This window comes from Streptomyces sp. NPDC002817 (assembly GCF_053592055.1).
In genome coordinates this window covers 114,700-130,442 of sequence record NZ_JBSFUY010000016.1, presented here as the reverse complement: position 1 = coordinate 130,442, position 15,743 = coordinate 114,700, and the positions used below count along the sequence as shown (strand labels likewise).

General features: G+C 71.0%; 12 protein-coding genes. 8 read left to right on the top strand and 4 right to left on the bottom strand.

Features of this window, described 5'->3' with window-relative positions:
* Window positions 1-287: 287 nt before the first annotated feature.
* Entirely contained in the window at window positions 288-821 is a 534-nt protein-coding gene (locus ACWD3I_RS27635) for a TerD family protein (RefSeq protein WP_365397914.1), read from the bottom strand.
* A gap of 146 nt (window positions 822-967) precedes the next feature.
* Between ACWD3I_RS27635 and ACWD3I_RS27630 the strand changes: the two genes are divergently transcribed.
* The 3 genes from ACWD3I_RS27630 (at window position 968) to ACWD3I_RS27620 (ending at window position 3,269) form a co-directional block, all read left to right on the top strand.
* A complete protein-coding gene (locus tag ACWD3I_RS27630) occupies window positions 968-1,573 on the top strand; it encodes a YdbC family protein (RefSeq protein ID WP_046257043.1) in 606 nt (201 codons plus the stop codon).
* A gap of 118 nt (window positions 1,574-1,691) precedes the next feature.
* Window positions 1,692-2,351, top strand: a complete 660-nt coding sequence (locus tag ACWD3I_RS27625; protein WP_365397917.1) for a histidine phosphatase family protein — start codon at window positions 1,692-1,694, stop codon at window positions 2,349-2,351.
* Window positions 2,352-2,363: 12 nt separating this feature from the next.
* Window positions 2,364-3,269, top strand: a complete 906-nt coding sequence (locus ACWD3I_RS27620; protein ID WP_365397920.1) for an ADP-ribosylglycohydrolase family protein — start codon at window positions 2,364-2,366, stop codon at window positions 3,267-3,269.
* A gap of 336 nt (window positions 3,270-3,605) precedes the next feature.
* Here the strand turns inward: ACWD3I_RS27620 and ACWD3I_RS27615 are convergent, their stop codons facing one another.
* The gene (locus tag ACWD3I_RS27615) at window positions 3,606-5,153 is read right to left on the bottom strand and encodes an MFS transporter (protein WP_365397923.1); all 1,548 of its coding nucleotides are present in this window, start codon (window positions 5,151-5,153) and stop codon (window positions 3,606-3,608) included.
* Window positions 5,154-5,340: 187 nt separating this feature from the next.
* Here ACWD3I_RS27615 and ACWD3I_RS27610 point away from each other — a divergent pair, with 187 nt between their 5' ends.
* The 3 genes from ACWD3I_RS27610 to ACWD3I_RS27600 all read left to right on the top strand — a co-directional run bounded on the left by ACWD3I_RS27610 (window position 5,341) and on the right by ACWD3I_RS27600 (window position 7,454).
* Window positions 5,341-5,964, top strand: a complete 624-nt coding sequence (locus ACWD3I_RS27610; RefSeq protein ID WP_365397955.1) for a TetR/AcrR family transcriptional regulator — start codon at window positions 5,341-5,343, stop codon at window positions 5,962-5,964.
* Between the two features lie 82 nt (window positions 5,965-6,046).
* Window positions 6,047-6,748 (top strand): ribonuclease HII, encoded by a 702-nt coding sequence (locus ACWD3I_RS27605; RefSeq protein WP_365397926.1) that lies wholly within the window; start codon window positions 6,047-6,049, stop codon window positions 6,746-6,748.
* A 67-nt stretch (window positions 6,749-6,815) separates the two neighbouring features.
* Entirely contained in the window at window positions 6,816-7,454 is a 639-nt protein-coding gene (locus ACWD3I_RS27600; RefSeq protein WP_365397928.1) for a hypothetical protein, read from the top strand.
* A 408-nt stretch (window positions 7,455-7,862) separates the two neighbouring features.
* On the opposite strand, the gene ACWD3I_RS27595 is transcribed toward ACWD3I_RS27600, so the two are convergent.
* Window positions 7,863-8,498 (bottom strand): hypothetical protein, encoded by a 636-nt coding sequence (locus ACWD3I_RS27595; RefSeq protein WP_365397931.1) that lies wholly within the window; start codon window positions 8,496-8,498, stop codon window positions 7,863-7,865.
* A 313-nt stretch (window positions 8,499-8,811) separates the two neighbouring features.
* Window positions 8,812-10,977, bottom strand: coding sequence for a RecQ family ATP-dependent DNA helicase (locus tag ACWD3I_RS27590; RefSeq protein WP_365397934.1), 2,166 nt, complete (start codon window positions 10,975-10,977; stop codon window positions 8,812-8,814).
* A gap of 175 nt (window positions 10,978-11,152) precedes the next feature.
* Between ACWD3I_RS27590 and ACWD3I_RS27585 the strand changes: the two genes are divergently transcribed.
* Window positions 11,153-12,667, top strand: coding sequence for a DUF4192 domain-containing protein (locus ACWD3I_RS27585; RefSeq protein ID WP_365397937.1), 1,515 nt, complete (start codon window positions 11,153-11,155; stop codon window positions 12,665-12,667).
* A 1,142-nt stretch (window positions 12,668-13,809) separates the two neighbouring features.
* Window positions 13,810-15,726, top strand: a complete 1,917-nt coding sequence (locus ACWD3I_RS27580; RefSeq protein ID WP_451084203.1) for a glycogen debranching N-terminal domain-containing protein — start codon at window positions 13,810-13,812, stop codon at window positions 15,724-15,726.
* The last annotated feature ends 17 nt before the right edge of the window (window positions 15,727-15,743 follow it).

Below are 15,743 nucleotides of genomic sequence, written 5' to 3'. Positions count from 1 at the left end.
CGGTTCTTCATCGCCGGGATGCTGGCCAGGAGCCAGGAGCCAGGAGCCAGGAGCCAGGAGCCAGGAGCCGGGGTTCGGAGACACGGAGAGACTCTGTCGGTCCCGCCGAGCGGTGGACGGCGTTGCGTCGCGCCTGTCTCGCACTGCTCGACCGTGAGGACTGGTGCGAGACTGCCCGAGCCGGACTCGTTGCCGGTCACGGGCAGTTGGTGTGGCTCGCGAGGGTCGCGGCGGACTTGGAGCTCAAAGGGCTGGGGCTCAGGGGTCCGGGCATCGGCACCCCTTGATCAGGGCCGGTGTGCCTGCCCCATGGCCCGCGTGTACCCGGCGGGGTCGTCCTCGAAGCCGTGGGTGCCGGGGTGCAGCTCCCACGTTCCGGACCCGTCCCGCACGAATTCCGCGACCGTCGCCGCGGTCGCCCCGAGGACACTGCCGAAGTTGTCCTCGGTGAGCACGGTGTATCCCTCGCGGATCCGCAGCGCCGGGTTGAGCACGCCGACGAACGTCCGGTCCACGGAGCGCTGTTGGATGACGACACCGACGACCACGCGCGCGTACCGGCTGTCGAGCCGGTTGAGCTCCAGGGTCATGACCTCGTCCCAGCCGAAGCCCTTGCCGTCCTTGCTGTCCCGGTTGAGGGTGATGGTGCCGTCGGGGGAGCGGCTGTCGAAGTGGACCACATAGGCGGGATCGCCGTACGGATCCGCCTCCAGATACGTTGCGGCGACGATGTCCAGATCGGTGGCAGCGCTCCCCACCGGACTCGGATCCCACTTCAGCGAGACCTCGACCTTGCGGATCCCCTTGTTGAGGGCGTTCACCAGGTTTCCCCTTCCCCGTGTCCACGGTCCGAACTGCCAGGCAGTCGGAGCCGGTTGTCCATCCTGCCACGCGCGCGTACCGCCCGCGGCAGAGATCTCTGGCGGAGCGTGACCTGGGCCACGCTGCGTGGCCTTACGATGGCGCGGTGCTGGTCAAGTGGATTCGCTGCACCGTGGTGGACCGCCGCGGCTTCGAGCGCGGGCAGCGGAAATGGGCGGGGCTTCTGGGGGAGCCGGGGTTTCGGGGACAGGGCGGAGGCTGGAGCCGGGGGCGGCCCGGAGTGGCGCACATCTTCTCCTTCTGGGAGAGCCGTTCCTTCTACGACTCCTTCATGGCCCGTTCCCACGACCGGCTTGCGTCCACGCAGTCGGGCACGTTCAAGGACGCGCAGGTCAAGCTCTTCGACTACCGCTTCGACGTGAAGACCGGCTTTGAACCGCGTTTCACGGACACCGACCTGGTACGGGTCGCCCACTGCCGGGTCCACGGGGAGCGCGCCGAGCACTTCTCGCTGATGCAGGAGAAGGTCTGGAATCCCGCGATGGCCGGCTCGCCCGGCATGATCCGCGGTCTGTTCGGTGAGGCGCCGGGCCACGAGTTCCTGGTGCTGTCGATGTGGCAGTCGGCCGCCGAGCACGGCAAGTACCGCACGGAGCGAGTCGAGCGCCTCGCGCTGCGCGCCCAGACGGAGGCGGACGTGGCGTCCTTGACGGGCGACATCGTGGAGCTGGAGCCGAGCTGGACGGTTTGAAAACCGGACTGTTAATCGTGCGCCCTGGTGTGGCCCATGGTGCAGGAAATGTGTGACCTACGCCGTATGGAGGCCGTACGGGTGCTCGATCGGCCCTCACTCGATCTAGGGTCTTGGCATGGCACGACCACGGCGCATCGTCCTTGTCCGGCACGGCGAGTCAACGGGCAATGTTGATGACACCGTGTACGAACGCGAGCCAGACCACGCTCTGGCACTGACCGAGCGGGGCTGGCAGCAGGCGGAGGAGACCGGCAAACGACTGCGAGAGGTGTTCGGTCGCGAGCGGATCAGCGTGTACGTCTCCCCGTACCGCCGCACCCACGAGACGTTCCGCGCCTTCCACCTCGACCCCGAGCTCGTACGCGTGCGTGAGGAGCCCCGGCTGCGTGAGCAGGACTGGGGAAACTGGCAGGACGGTGACGACGTACGCCTGCAGAAGGCCTACCGGGACGCCTACGGCCACTTCTTCTACCGCTTCGCCCAGGGAGAGTCCGGGGCCGACGTGTACGACCGGGTCGGCGGCTTCCTGGAGAGCCTGTTCCGCAGCTTCGAGGCCCCCGATCATCCACCGAACGTCCTGCTGGTGACCCACGGCCTCGCGATGCGCCTGTTCTGCATGCGCTGGTTCCACTGGACCGTCGCGGAATTCGAGTCCCTGTCGAATCCGGGGAACGCGGAGATGCGGATGCTCGTTCTCGGGGACGACGGCAGGTACGCGATCGACCGGCCTTTCGAACGTTGGCGTGACCCGGAGCCCTACGGGATCACCGGATAGAGTGGCAGAGCGATGACCGCTGACTCCTCTCCCGACGGGCGCCTGGACCGCGCCCTGTCCAGCCTGCGCGGACTCGCGGTCGGGGACGCGCTGGGCTCACAGTTCTTCGTGCCGGTGAACTACCCGCTGCTGAAGCGCCGCGAGCTGCCGCCCGAGCCCTGGCAGTGGACGGACGACACCGAGATGGCCTGCTCCGTGGTGGCCGTCCTGGGCGCCCACCACCGGATCGACCAGGACGCGCTGGCCCACTCCTTCGCCCACCATCACGACTTCGACCGTGGCTACGGCCCCGCCGTCAACCGTCTGCTGCGACTGGTCCGGGAGGGCGGCGACTGGCGTGAGCTCGCCGCCGCGCTCTTCAACGGGCAGGGGTCCTGGGGCAACGGAGCCGCGATGCGGATCGCCCCCCTGGGAGCCTGGTACGCGGACGACCCGGAGCAGGCGGTCCACCAGGCGGAGATCTCCGCCTACCCCACGCATCAGCACCGCGAGGCCGTGGTGGGCGCCATGGCCGTCGCCGCAGCGGCCTCGTTGGCCGCGGCCCCCGGAGGGCCGCCCGGCCCTGAGACCCTCCTCGACGGAGTCATCGCGCTGGTCCCGAAGAGCGCCGTAGGAGCGGGCCTGCGACGCGCCCGCGACATGCTCGACTACGGGGACGCGGGAACGGTCGCGGCCGTGCTGGGCTGCGGACGCCGCACGACGGCTCATGACACGGTGCCCTTCGCCCTCTGGTCGGCAGCCCGGTCCCTCGGGGACTACGAGGAGGCGTTCTGGTCGACCGCTCAGGTGGGCGGCGACGTGGACACGACCTGCGCCATCGTGGGCGGGGTGATCGCCGGGGGTAAGGCGGGGACACCGCCTGCCGCGTGGGTGGAGCGCACCGAGGCGCTGCCGGAGTGGGTGTCGGCCGCCGTCTGAGGCCTCGCTGCATCCACCTGCATGAAACTCTCTGTGCATGCCGGGAACTCTGTGTGACCGTGCGCTCGTTGTCGTGGCAACCGCTGTGTGAGCCATGGGGGCGCGCAGACAGGTGACACACGAGGGGCGCAGGGGGTGGTCATGCGGTTCATGTCGATGTTCGCGGTCCTGCCGGCCGTGTTGGCCATCGTGACCGGAGCGTGGGCCGTACGACGACGCGCCGCCTGCGTCTCGTCGCCTCCCGTGCGCGGAGTGCGGATGGCCGGAGCGTCGTCCTCGCCGTCGGCTCACTGGACGAGGTCCGGCCATCCGCGACCCTGCGAGGCCCTGGTGGAGTCAGCCGACTCCGGGGCCCGCCGTGCCCGCGAGCGCCTCCAGGTCGCTCTTGCGGACCCGGATGACCAACGAGGCGGTGGCCAGGGCGAGTACGGCCATCAAGGCCGCGGCGACGAATCCCGTCGAGATGCCCTGGGTGAGCACTTCGTGTCCCCAGGGCGCGGGCAGCTCGTGGGTCTTGGCGAACTCCGCCTTCTGCTCAGGCGAAGCGTCGGCCATGAACTGCGGCAGCTGCTTCTCCGCCTCGTTCTTGCTGGCCGTGCCGAACACCGTCGTCAGGATGGACAGACCGAGCGACCCGCCCACCTGCTGCGTGGCGTTGAGCAGTCCGGATGCCGCACCCGCCTCGTGCGGGGCGACCCCGGAGACAGCGGTGATGGTCAACGTGACGAAGTTGAGGCCCATGCCGAAACCGAAGACCAGCATCGGACCGAGTACTCCGCCGGCGTACGAGCTGTCGGAGCTGATGAGGGTCTGCCAGAACAGTCCGATCATCGAGAGCGCCGAACCGACGATCATGAACGGCTTGGGTCCGAGGACCGGCAGGAACCGTTGGGACAGGCCCGCGCCGAGGGCGATCACGACCGTCACAGGCAGGAAGGCGAGACCTGCCTCGATCGGGGTGTACCCCAGCACGTTCTGCACGAAGAGCACGATGTAGAAGAACATGCCGAACATCGCCGCGGCCAGGCTCAGCATGATCACGTACGTGCCCGAGCGATTGCGGTCGGCGAACATCCTCAGTGGTGTGATCGGCTCCTTCGCCCGGGTCTCGATGAAGACGAAGGCGACCAGCAGCACGATCGCCGCGCCGAACGAGCCGATGGCCAGACTGTCCCGCCAGCCCTGGTCCGCCGCGCGGATGAAACCGTAGACGAGGGACGCCATGCCCGCCGTCGAGGTCAGTGCGCCGGCGATGTCGAAGCGGCCGGTGTGCCGTTCGGAGTCGCTGATGTACAGCGGCGTGAGGACGGCGATCAGGACACCGATCGGCACATTGACGAAGAGCACCCAGCGCCAGTCGAGCCACTCGGTGAGCATGCCGCCCGCGAGCAGGCCGATCGCGCCGCCGCCCGCGGAGACCGCGGCGAACACTCCGAAGGCCCTGTTCCGTTCCGGGCCTTCGGGGAACGTGGTGGTGATGAGGGCCAGCGAGGTGGGCGACGCGATCGCGCCACCGACGCCCTGCAGGACGCGTGCGGCCAGCAACTGCCAGGGCTCCTGGGCGAGTCCGCCGAGCAGCGAGGCGAAGGTGAACAGCAGGATGCCGGCCGTGAAGACCCGGCGTCGGCCGAGGATGTCACCGGCTCGGCCGCCCAGGAGCAGCAGCCCGCCGAAGGTGAGTGTGTACGCGCTGACGACCCAGGTGAGGTCGGTGGTGCTGAACTTGAGAGCGTCTTGAATGTGCGGGAGGGCGATGTTCACAATCGTCGCGTCGAGGACCACCATGAGTTGGCAGGCCGCGATGACGGCGAGCGCGATGCCGGGGTGTCCTTCCCGGCGGGCCGCACCTGGCTTCCGTTCCTTGATCAACTGAGAGGTTGTCACTATGGGTCCCCCACAAGTGCGTTAGTGAACGCTCGCGTTCACTGTCGCGTCAACCGTAGTGAGTCCCTCATAGTGAACGCAAGCGTTCACTTAGGTTCTCGTCATGCGGCGCATCCCCCCGTCGTCGCCGCGCACCGTCCCCGTATCCCCGGAATCCCCGCTTCCTCTGCTCGCTGGAGTCACTCAGATGGTTACCTCGCGCTGGACGGCCGCCCCCGCTCAGGCGGCCTCCCTCCGTCGGCGCGGCGCCGTGCTCGAACGCGCGATCCTCGATGCCGCGCTGGAACAGCTCAGTACGGTCGGCTGGAAAGGCCTCACGATGGAGGGCGTCGCCGCCGGCGCCCAGACCGGAAAGGCCGCGGTCTACCGGCGCTGGCCGTCCAAGGAGGACCTCGTCGCCGATGCCCTGCAGTCCGGGCTGCCGATCATCGAGACGGCTCCCGATCTCGGCAGCGTGCGCGAGGACCTCCTCGAGTTGTGCCGGCAGGCGCGTGAGGCGATGTACTCACGCCCCGGCTTCGCGCTCCGTGCCGTGATTCACGAATGCGACCCCATCCAGGCGGAGCGTTTCCATGGCGTGATCTTCGACGGGGTCGTCGAGCCGACCATCCGGTTGCTCCGTGAGGTCATCACCCGTGGAATCGTGCGTCAAGAGGTCCGCTCCGACGCGGCGAACAGCTACGTCTTCGATGCCATACCGGCGATGATGATGTACCGATCGAAGATGTGCGGAAGCGAATGGAATGATCGGGATCTTGAGGAGATGATCGACCAGTTGATGGTTCCCCTGCTGCGGACGAGTGACGGCTGAACGTGGCTCGGGCCGGGGGCGACAGGGCTGGGGGGAACCGGGGTGTCGCCCGGTGATCCAGGCGGCGTACGCTAAGGGCGCCATGCCGTACGAACCACCTACACACACTGTCGAGCGCTCCCTCCGTGCCACGACCGGAGCGAAGGTCATTGCCGGTGTCGACGAGGTGGGGCGCGGCGCGTGGGCCGGCCCCGTCACCGTCTGCGCGGCGATCACCGGACTGCGCCGACCCCCCGAAGGCCTCACCGACTCCAAGCTGCTCACCGTCAAACGGCGCACCGCGCTCGATGTGGAGCTCCGGAAGTGGGTGACGTCGTACGCCCTCGGGCACGCCTCCCCGGAGGAGATCGACTCCCTGGGCATGACGGCCGCCTTGCGACTGGCGGCGGTCCGCGCCCTGGAGGTCCTGCCGGTCCGGCCGGACGCCGTGATCCTCGACGGCAAGCACGACTATCTCGGGGTCCCCTGGAAGGTCCGTACGGTGATCAAGGGTGACCAGTCGTGCGTGGCTGTCGCGGCGGCCTCGGTGATCGCCAAGGTTCACCGCGACAAAATGATGGCCGAACTGGGTATCGACCATGCAGACTTCGGTTTTGCGGACAATGCCGGGTATCCGTCGCCCGTGCACAAGGCCGCACTGGAGGAGCGGGGACCCACCCCGTACCACCGGATGTCGTGGGCGTATCTTGATGCGCTGCCCCAGTGGCGGCACCTGAAGAAGGCCCGCAGCTGGGCAGACGGAGGCGTTCCGGAGATCGAAGGCCAACTCGGATTCGATTTCTGACCGTTCCGCTCGCCCTCATGTGCCACCCGCCGACGCGAGTCGCACCAACGTTTGATAGAAGTCAGCCATGCCTCTCCTTCCCGAGGAGCCTCAGATTCACGAGAGTGCCCAGGGTCCCCGCGCCACTTCGGCCAGTGGCCGTACCGCGCCGACCCCCCGTCCCGTACCCGGCCCCCGGCCCGCGGCGCATCCGCGTCCCGGCCGTCCCGGCCCCCTCCGGCCCACGCCTCCGGTGCAACGCACGCCGCATGACGTGGCCGCCAAGCCCGGACCGTCGGGTCCGGCCGCCCACACCGCCGCCGCTCCGGCTCCGGTATCCCCGCAGATCCAGCTGATCCCGGCCTCCGCCGAAGGCGCGCTCGACGCCGCCGAGGAAGCCGTGGACCTGCTGCTGGATTCGGGTCGTGCCCCCGGCGAGGTGCTGGTGGTCACCACCGGCGAGCAGCACCCGTGGGCCACCCACGAGCTGACCTTCGGCGAAGCCTCCTACTGGGCCCAGCACGACGCGGGCGACGACGTCTTCTACGCCGACGCCGTCGCAGTGGGCCGTGCCACCACGCGCCCCGTGGTCGTGGTCGCCGTCAACAGCGGTCCCGACTCCTCTGTCGCGACCGTTCTGCCCCTGGCGCTTGGCCGGGCCGGCGCCCAGCTGATCGTCTGCGGTGACCCGCAGCAGATCAACTCGGTGCTGGGCGCGGGCGTCTGAGCCCGTCCCCGCACGTCCGGGGGACGCGGGGGTGACGAAGGCGCCGCTTCGGCGGCACCTGCACAGAGGCGGGTTTGTCGTGCGCGGACGATCGTGGGGATGGTCCGTGCGCGTCTGCCCTCACTCGAGTGCATCCTGAGGCCGTGGGGGAGTTGTGCCGTGGCCCGCAGCGCAGGATCGAGGTAGGGCCGGCGATCGCTGGGCGGGCCTTCCGATGCTCCTCGCGTCCGCCGGTCGTACGCCGCACCAAGGCGTGTGCCGTGCGAAGTCGAGTGCCGTACGCGGCTGATCGCGACGCGAACCGGAGCGATCCGTGGGCATGCTCAGCCGGACCGCTCCATCGACTCGGGCTCGGAGTGTTCCCCGACCTCTGATCCGCGAGGGCCGGCCGGGGTTCTCCGTGGTTCTTCAGCGGGCTGCCGCGCGGCGCAGGACTTCCGAGGCGGCACCGCCGGTACGGGGCAGCGGGGGCGGCGCCTCGGAGAGGGCGAAGGGCTCCGGTGACGATTCGGAGTTGGGGCGGCGGCCGCCGCGGCCCTCGCCGAGAACCTGCCAGCCGTCACGGGTCAGCGTGATGTACGCGCCGCAGCGCAGCCCGTGCAGCGTGCAGGCGTCCCGCAGGCCCCACATCCACGCGCCGTCCTCTTCCGTCCAACGCGCGTCGCCGTCCCGGCAGTAGAGCAGCACGGCGGTACGCACCGGAGTGCGGCGCCGCAGGTCGTGCGGGATGACCCGGCGCAGTTGTGCGAGCAGCGTGTTGCGGAACATCCAGCCGTCGGCCGGCGCCGGGCGTCGGGTGAACGATGCACTCGCGCGCAGCCGCTCGTCCGGATCTAGCACGGCCACGATCGCGGTCGCCGGCTTCGGGCGATGCCGGGAGTGCAGTCCGCTGACGACCTCCCGGGGGTTGCGCAGCAGGGGGATTCCGGCTGCGGCCCACTCCGAGGGTTCGAGCATGCGGGTCAGCGGGTTGTTGGATGCGGCGGACAGGTCGGCAGACGTCGACGTGGATGCCGCGGAGGACGGAGCGAATCCGAAGGTCACGGTCCTCCCTTCGGCTACGCGCCCACACTGCGGGCGGGGTCGGATTCGGGGGAACGCACGCCGCAGCAGAGCCCTACCGGACCACGGGCGAGCCGTGCGGGGAGCGGACTTCAATTCTTCCTGTCGAACTTGGTTGCGGCAACGAGCAATTGGGGCCACCGACCGGAATCTGGCGGTGTGTGGTTTATATCCCTACCCGGCGAAGCGCCGTGTGACGCCCGAGGCATCCGCGCACCTCAGAGAGGTGCGGACTCCCGAGGTACCAGGCAGCCGGTGTGTGCCGTCGGAGACCGGGTTCCGCGACGCGGCGTCATCAACCCTGCACGGCCAGCACCAGCGGCAGCACCCCCTGCGCACCGGCCCGCCGGAGCATCCGGGCGACCACCGCGAGGGTCCAGCCCGTCTCGGTGAAGTCGTCCACGAGGAGGACGGGACCCCCGGCCTCGGCCAGCGCGGTGGACAGGGCGGGCGGCACAACGAGGGCTCCGTCGAGTGCCTTGAGACGCTGGGCGCTGTTGCTCCGGGACAGCGGGGGCGCTTCGCCCGCGTACTCCACCGACCCCAGCAGCGGCAGTCGCCCGACCTCCGCGATGCGCGCACCGAGGGAGTTGATCAGCTGAGGCCGGGTGCGCGAGGGGACGGTGACGACACCGACGGGCCGCGGCGGGGCGTCCGGCGTCCCCGAAGCCCAGCCGCCCGGGCCCCTGGCCCAGTCGGTCAGCACGCCCACGACCGCCTTCGCGATGTCGTCGGGCACCGGACCGTCCGGGGCATGGGGGGCGAACATCGGGCGCAGCCGGTTTCCCCATCCGATGTCCGACAGGCGGCCCAACGCCCGTCCGGGTGCGGTCTGTTCGCCTGCCGGGATGCGCCCCTTCAGCTCGACACCGATCGCCGGCAGCCCGGTCGGCCACATGCGGCGCGGCTCGACCTCGACACCTGCCCGGCCCAGGTCGACGCGTGCGGCGTCCAGTGCGGCCGTCGACGTGTCCGCGGTGAAGCGCGTCCCCGCGCAGTTGTCGCAGCGGCCGCAGGGCTTGGCGCCCTCGTCGTCCAGCTGGCGTTGCAGGAACTCCATCCGGCAGCCCGTCGTGGACGCGTACTCGCGCATCGCCTGCTGTTCGGCCTTGCGCTGCCGGGCGACCCATTCGTACCGCCCCGCGTCGTAGGCCCACGGCTCCCCGGTCGCGACCCAGCCGCCCTTGACCCGGTGGACCGCCCCGTCCACGTCCAGGACCTTGAGCATGGTCTCCAGCCGGGAACGGCGCAGCTCCACCAGCGGCTCCAGCGCGGGCAGCGACATCGGTCCCGTCGCGCGGGTGAGGACGTCGAGCGTGCGGCGCACGAGGTCCTCGGAGGGGAAGGCGAGAGAGGCGAAGTACTCCCAGATCGCCTCGTCCTCCTTGCCCGGCAGGAGGAGCACCTCGGCGTGCTCGACGCCGCGCCCCGCGCGACCCACCTGCTGGTAGTAGGCGATGGGGGAGGAGGGCGAGCCCAGGTGGACCACGAAGCCGAGATCGGGCTTGTCGAAGCCCATGCCCAGGGCTGAGGTGGCGACCAGGGCCTTGACCCGGTTGGCCAGCAGGTCGTCCTCGGCCTGCTGGCGGTCGGCGTTCTCCGTCTTGCCCGTGTACGAGGTGACGGTGTGGCCCCGTTGCCGGAGGAAGGCGGTGACCTCCTCGGCGGCGGCCACGGTGAGGGTGTAGATGATGCCGGAGCCCGGCAGCTGGTCCAGGCGGTCGGCCAGCCAGGCCATCCGGTGCGCGGCATCCGGCAGCGGCAGGACGGCCAGGCTCAGGCTCTCCCGGTCCAGCGGACCGCGCAGGACCAGGGCGTCCGAGGTGGCCCCCGTGCCGAGCTGCTCGGCCACGTCGGCGGTCACGCGCGCGTTGGCGGTGGCTGTCGTCGCCAGCACGGGGACACCGGGCGGGAGGTCGGCGAGCATGGTGCGCAGCCGCCGGTAGTCCGGGCGGAAGTCGTGGCCCCAGTCGGAGATGCAGTGGGCCTCGTCCACCACGAGGAGTCCGGTCGCGGCGGCCAGCTTGGGCAGCACCTGGTCGCGGAAGTCAGGGTTGTTCAGCCGCTCGGGGCTGACGAGCAGGACGTCGACCTCGCCGGCCGCGATCTCGGCCTGGACCGTGTCCCACTCCTCCGTGTTGGAGGAGTTGATGGTCCGTGCGTGGATGCCGGCCCGGGCCGCGGCGTCGACCTGGTTGCGCATCAGCGCGAGAAGCGGCGAGACGATCACGGTGGGGCCGCTGCCCCGGGAGCGCAGCAGCGACGTCGCCACGAAGTACACCGCGGACTTGCCCCAGCCCGTGCGCTGTACGACCAGGGCCCGCCGTCGGTCGGCCACCAGCGCCTCGATCGCCCGCCACTGGTCCTCCCGCAGGCGGGCCGTGCCCGTGGGGTCCCCGACGAGACGGGCGAGAACCGCGTCGGCGGCCACTCGGAGATCGGCGTTGCTCGTGTGCTCCATGCGTCCATACAACAGGACGCCACTGACAATCCGGGCCCGGGCGGCTCGGGGCAGGGGTGCTGGGTGGAGGTACCTGTGGAGGGGGCGCCGCGGTCGAGATATGCATTGACGTGTCCCTGGTCGGGGTTATCCACAGGGCAAAGCGGAACTTCATGATCCGCGAGATCGTCTGCGCATGACGAACCACAGCGAAACGACTGGATCCCCCGAAGACGGCGACGCGGCAGGGCGGGAGCCGCGCGCAACCCACGGTGCGCACGGCGGGCATGCGAAGCCCATGGGCCATCTCGACTGCACCACGTACGACGGCCACGGCGCCGAGCATCAGGTGACGCTGCGCACCCCGGCCGAACTGGCCGACGCCCTGCCGTATCTGCTCGGATACCGCCCCGAGGACAGCATCGTCCTGGTCGCCCTCCATGACAGGGGCGGACGGGGCCGCTTCGGGGGCCGGGCCAGGCTCGGCATTCCCGGCAGCGCCGACGACTGGCCCGCCGTGGCGCGACAGCTGGCCCACGGGCTGGTCACCGGCAGTGAACGCAGGGGAGCTCGCCCCGAGCAGATGGTCGCCTATCTCTGTCAGGAGCCCGGGAAGGGCGAGTCCGGCAGGCAGGTGATGGAACGGCTGAGGGGGCTCGCCCAGAAGCTGCGCGTCGAGTGCGGGCTCCTCGACGTACCGGTGATCGAGGCGCTGTGCATTTCGGACGGCCGCTTCTGGTCCTACTGCTGCGGAAGCGAGGATTGCTGCCCACCCGAGGGAGAGGCGATGGGCCTGCCCGGCACGTCCGTCCTGGCGGCAGCCGCCACCTACGCTGGGCTTCAGGTGCGCGGCACTCTCAGGGAGTTGCGGGGCAGGCTGCTGCCCTGGGAGAACGCTTCCGCCCTGGCTCAGGAAATCGCGCTGGACACGGGCAGTATGGCGATCGTCCCGAGGATCCTCGACGGCGCGAGCCGTACGGGCGTGGCCGAGGAGACGCTGCAGTTGGCGAGGCAGGTCATGCAGCGGTACGCACTGGCTCCGGCCGTGTCCGGCACGCTCACGGAGGATCTCCGCGATGATCAATTGCTCGACCACGACGAGGCCTCCACGCTCATTCTCGGTCTGCAGGACCGCACCACTCGAGACCGTGCCGCCGAGTGGATGGAGGGCGACGAGGCCGTCCTCGCGCTCCGGCTGTGGCGGGCACTGGCCCGGCGCTGTGTCGGCCCGTACGGCGAACACGCCGCCGCGCCGCTCACTCTTGCCGGCTGGGTCGCCTGGTCCACCGGCGACAACCTGGAGGCCAGGGAGGCCTTGGCCATGGCACTCGGCGCGGACCCCGATTACCTCTTCGCGCGGCTGCTGCACCAGGCCTGCAACGAGGGCTTGGACCCGGAGTCGATCCGCCGCTGTCTGCGCGCGGAGCGGGGGGACAGGGAACAGCCTGACTCCGGAAGTCCCGAAGGCGCCGAGGTCCCGGAGGTGGGCGACGTGGACGGACCTGCGCCCTGCGCCGCCCCGGCCACCGGACGCCGACGCAAAACGCGGTCCGGTGACGCCGCGGACACCAGGGCGCAGGGACACGGGGTGAACGTTTCCCGTCCTCGTACGCCGGCGGCGGGAGGCACGAGGCCGCTGGCCGCGAGGGTGAACCGCACACGGAAGAGGGCCGTGCGGAGCCGGGGCGGTGACACTGACGGTGACGTGTGAGCCGGAGCAACTGGTAGGCAGGTCCATGCCGGTGCCCAAGCGTCTTGGGCTGCCCGGATCTGAGTACTCGGGACGTCCGCACGGTCGCCCGGGTAGCCGGCCGGCGACCCCGGTGGACCCGGACACCGCCCTTCGGAATGTCAGCCCACATCGGCGTCCAACGGCTTCGGCCGACCGCACACCCGACCTCACGTATGCCGGCATACGCCCTGCTCAGGGGTTGAGGCCGACCGGACCGGCCTGCGGAATGGCGGCCCACGTCGGCACCTGGACGCCACGGCCGACCTGACACCCGCCGCCAATCGGTCGGCTCGGCCGGTCGCAGGCGTGACCCCGAGGAGCCCTGTTCCGTTCACCTGAGTGGCGGAACACCTGGACGGGCCTTGCCGGTGTGCCGCTCAGGCCGTTCAGGAACCTCCATGCCGACGCCGACCACGCCCGAGGCGCACAGAGCGCAGAAGAAGCCGCCCATGTATCAGCCGACTCCGCCCTCCACCGCCGACGACAACCGCTCCGCCGCGGGCGGACCAGGGCCGCAGACCGGCCTGCCACCGTACGCGGACGGCGCCGACCGGCACGCGCCGGAAGGTCCGACTGGCCCCTCTGTGCCTCCCGGCCAGGATCGATACGCGCCCAGCTCGTCCGAGGAGGGGGATTCTTCCGCCTGGCCGACGGGCCGGGTCGCCCGCCCTGGTCCGGTGACGGCTTCAGGCCCACTCCTCTCACGGGGGGCGCACCCGGACGGTCACCCTGGTTCTGCGATGCCTCCGGCCTCGGTGCCCTCATGGGAGTCGACCTCTGATGGCCGCCCCGGTTCTGCGATGCCCTCGGTCCCACGCCCCTCGTGGGAGGCCGACCCGGTTGATCGCCCCAGCCGGGCGAGGGAGCTGGGCCTGCCCGGCTGGGGCGAGGAGGACCCGGCCGTTCTGTCCGGCTCGCCCCCTGCCCGATCGGCAGGTCGGCCGCACCACTCAGGTCCGTCGGCCGGCGAACGGGCCACCTCTCCGCCTCCCACGGGCCACCGCTCGGCACCACCCCGGCCCACCGGCCAGGGAGATCGCCCGCACGCTTCACCTGGTCGTGGCAGCCCCCTTCCGCCACCCCGCCGCCCCGTCGACCTGCCGTCCACCCACACCGCCCTCATCTGCGTCGCTCTCCCGGGCCTCGCGATCTCCACGGAACAGGGGCAGTTGACCGGGCGGGGGCTGGAGGGGTTCTACCGGGCCGGTCGGCGCGTGCTGTCCCGCTGCCAGGTCCGAGTGGCCGGACGCGAACCCGTAGCGGTCCAGTCGCGCATGACCACGGCCGACAGCGCCCGCTTCCTCGGGACCGTTCGGACCTCCGCGCACACAGGTCCGGACCCGGACGTCGTCGTCGAGCGCATCCGCCACGCGGACGGCACGGAGCGGATCACCCTGTACAGCGCGGCCCCACGCCCGCTGCGCCTACCGGTCGAGGTGGCCCTCGGGACGGACCTGGCCGACCTGGGGGCGATCGCGAGCGGCACCCCCGGACCCGAACTGCCCGCGAGCGTCCACGACTCCGGTCTGCGCTGGTGCTCTCCCGCCGGTAACTCGTCGATCACGGCGGACCCTCAGCCCACCGACGCGCTGGCCTCGGCCGGGTTGCTGCGCTGGGAGTTCGTCCTGCCCCCGGGAGGCAGTACGAGCTTGGAGCTGCGGGTCCGTCCGGACGGTACGGGGCCCGTGCGGGCCGTGGGCCGGGCGGCCACGAGTCCCCTCGCTCCCGCACGGGCAGCGGGCGACGATCCCCGAGTCCAGGGCCTGCTCCGGACGAGCATCGAGGACCTCCAGGCGCTGCTCCTGCGGGACCCCGCACACCCCACCGACACACACCTGGCCGCCGGAGCCCCCTGGCGCTGTGGCCTGGCCCCGGCCGAGGCGCTTGCCGCGGCCCGAATGCTCCTGCCCCTCGGTACCCGGCTCGCCGCGGGCACCCTGCGCACCCTTGCCCGCACCCAATTCCGGGGCCCAGGGGAGCAGTCCGGCATGATTCCCGGGCCCAGACGCGACGCGGGCACCCATCTCCCGCCGAGCTGCACCGGTACGGAAGCCACGCTGCTCTTCCCGGTACTCCTCGCGGAGGCCCGCCGCTGGGGACTTCCCGACCCCGACACGGAAGAACTGCTGCCCACGGCCGAACGCTGTCTGACCTGGCTGCGGACCACCGTGGGCGACGCCCCCTACCTGCGCGATCCCCAGCCCGCCGGTCCGGTCCGTTGCGAGACACAGGCTCATGCCCATCGCGCCGCGCTGCTCGGCGCCGATCTGCTGGACGCCTGCGGCAGGCCGGGCGGTGCCGGGCTGCGGCAATGGGCCCAGGAACTGCGGACCGCCTTCCGGGAGGAGTTCTGGATCGACGACCTGGGCGGTGGCCGGCCCGCGGCCGGCCGCGGGCCGGACGGCCGACTCGTGCCACACCTGGGCGCGGCAGCCGTCCACCTCCTCGACACAGGTCTGCTGGGCGGGGGCGAGCGGGCGTCCGGGTTGCTCGACAAGGTGCAGACCGAACAGCTGGCCCGGCTGCTCGGCGGCCCCGCCATGGACTCGGGCTGGGGGTTGCGCGGTCTGGGTGCGAAAGAGGCGGGGTACAACCCGTTCGGCCACCGCGGGGGAGCCGTGCGCACCCACGAGACGGCCCTAGCCTGCGCCGGCCTGGCCGCCGCCGGCTACGAGAAGGAGGCGGCCTCTCTGCTGCGCGGCACACTGGCGGCGGCCGAGGCCTTCGGCCACCGGCTGCCCGAGATGTACGCGGGGGAGCAGCGCACCGACGGGAGCGCCCCCGTCCCGCATCCGGCGGCGTGCAGGCCCGCGGCCACGGCGGCGGCAGCGGGCGTGCTGCTGCTGACCACGCTCGCGGGCATCCGCCCCGACGCGCCTGCCGGGACCGTCACCCTGCGCCCGGTGCGCAGCGCACCGCTGGGCGAGATCGTCCTGACCGGACTGCGGGTCGCGGGTGCCCCGTTCTCCGTACGGGTGGGCCGCTTGGGCCTCGCCATGGTCGAGGAGGCGGCCGACGGGCTGCAACTGGGCGTGTGACCTCGTACGACGTGTCA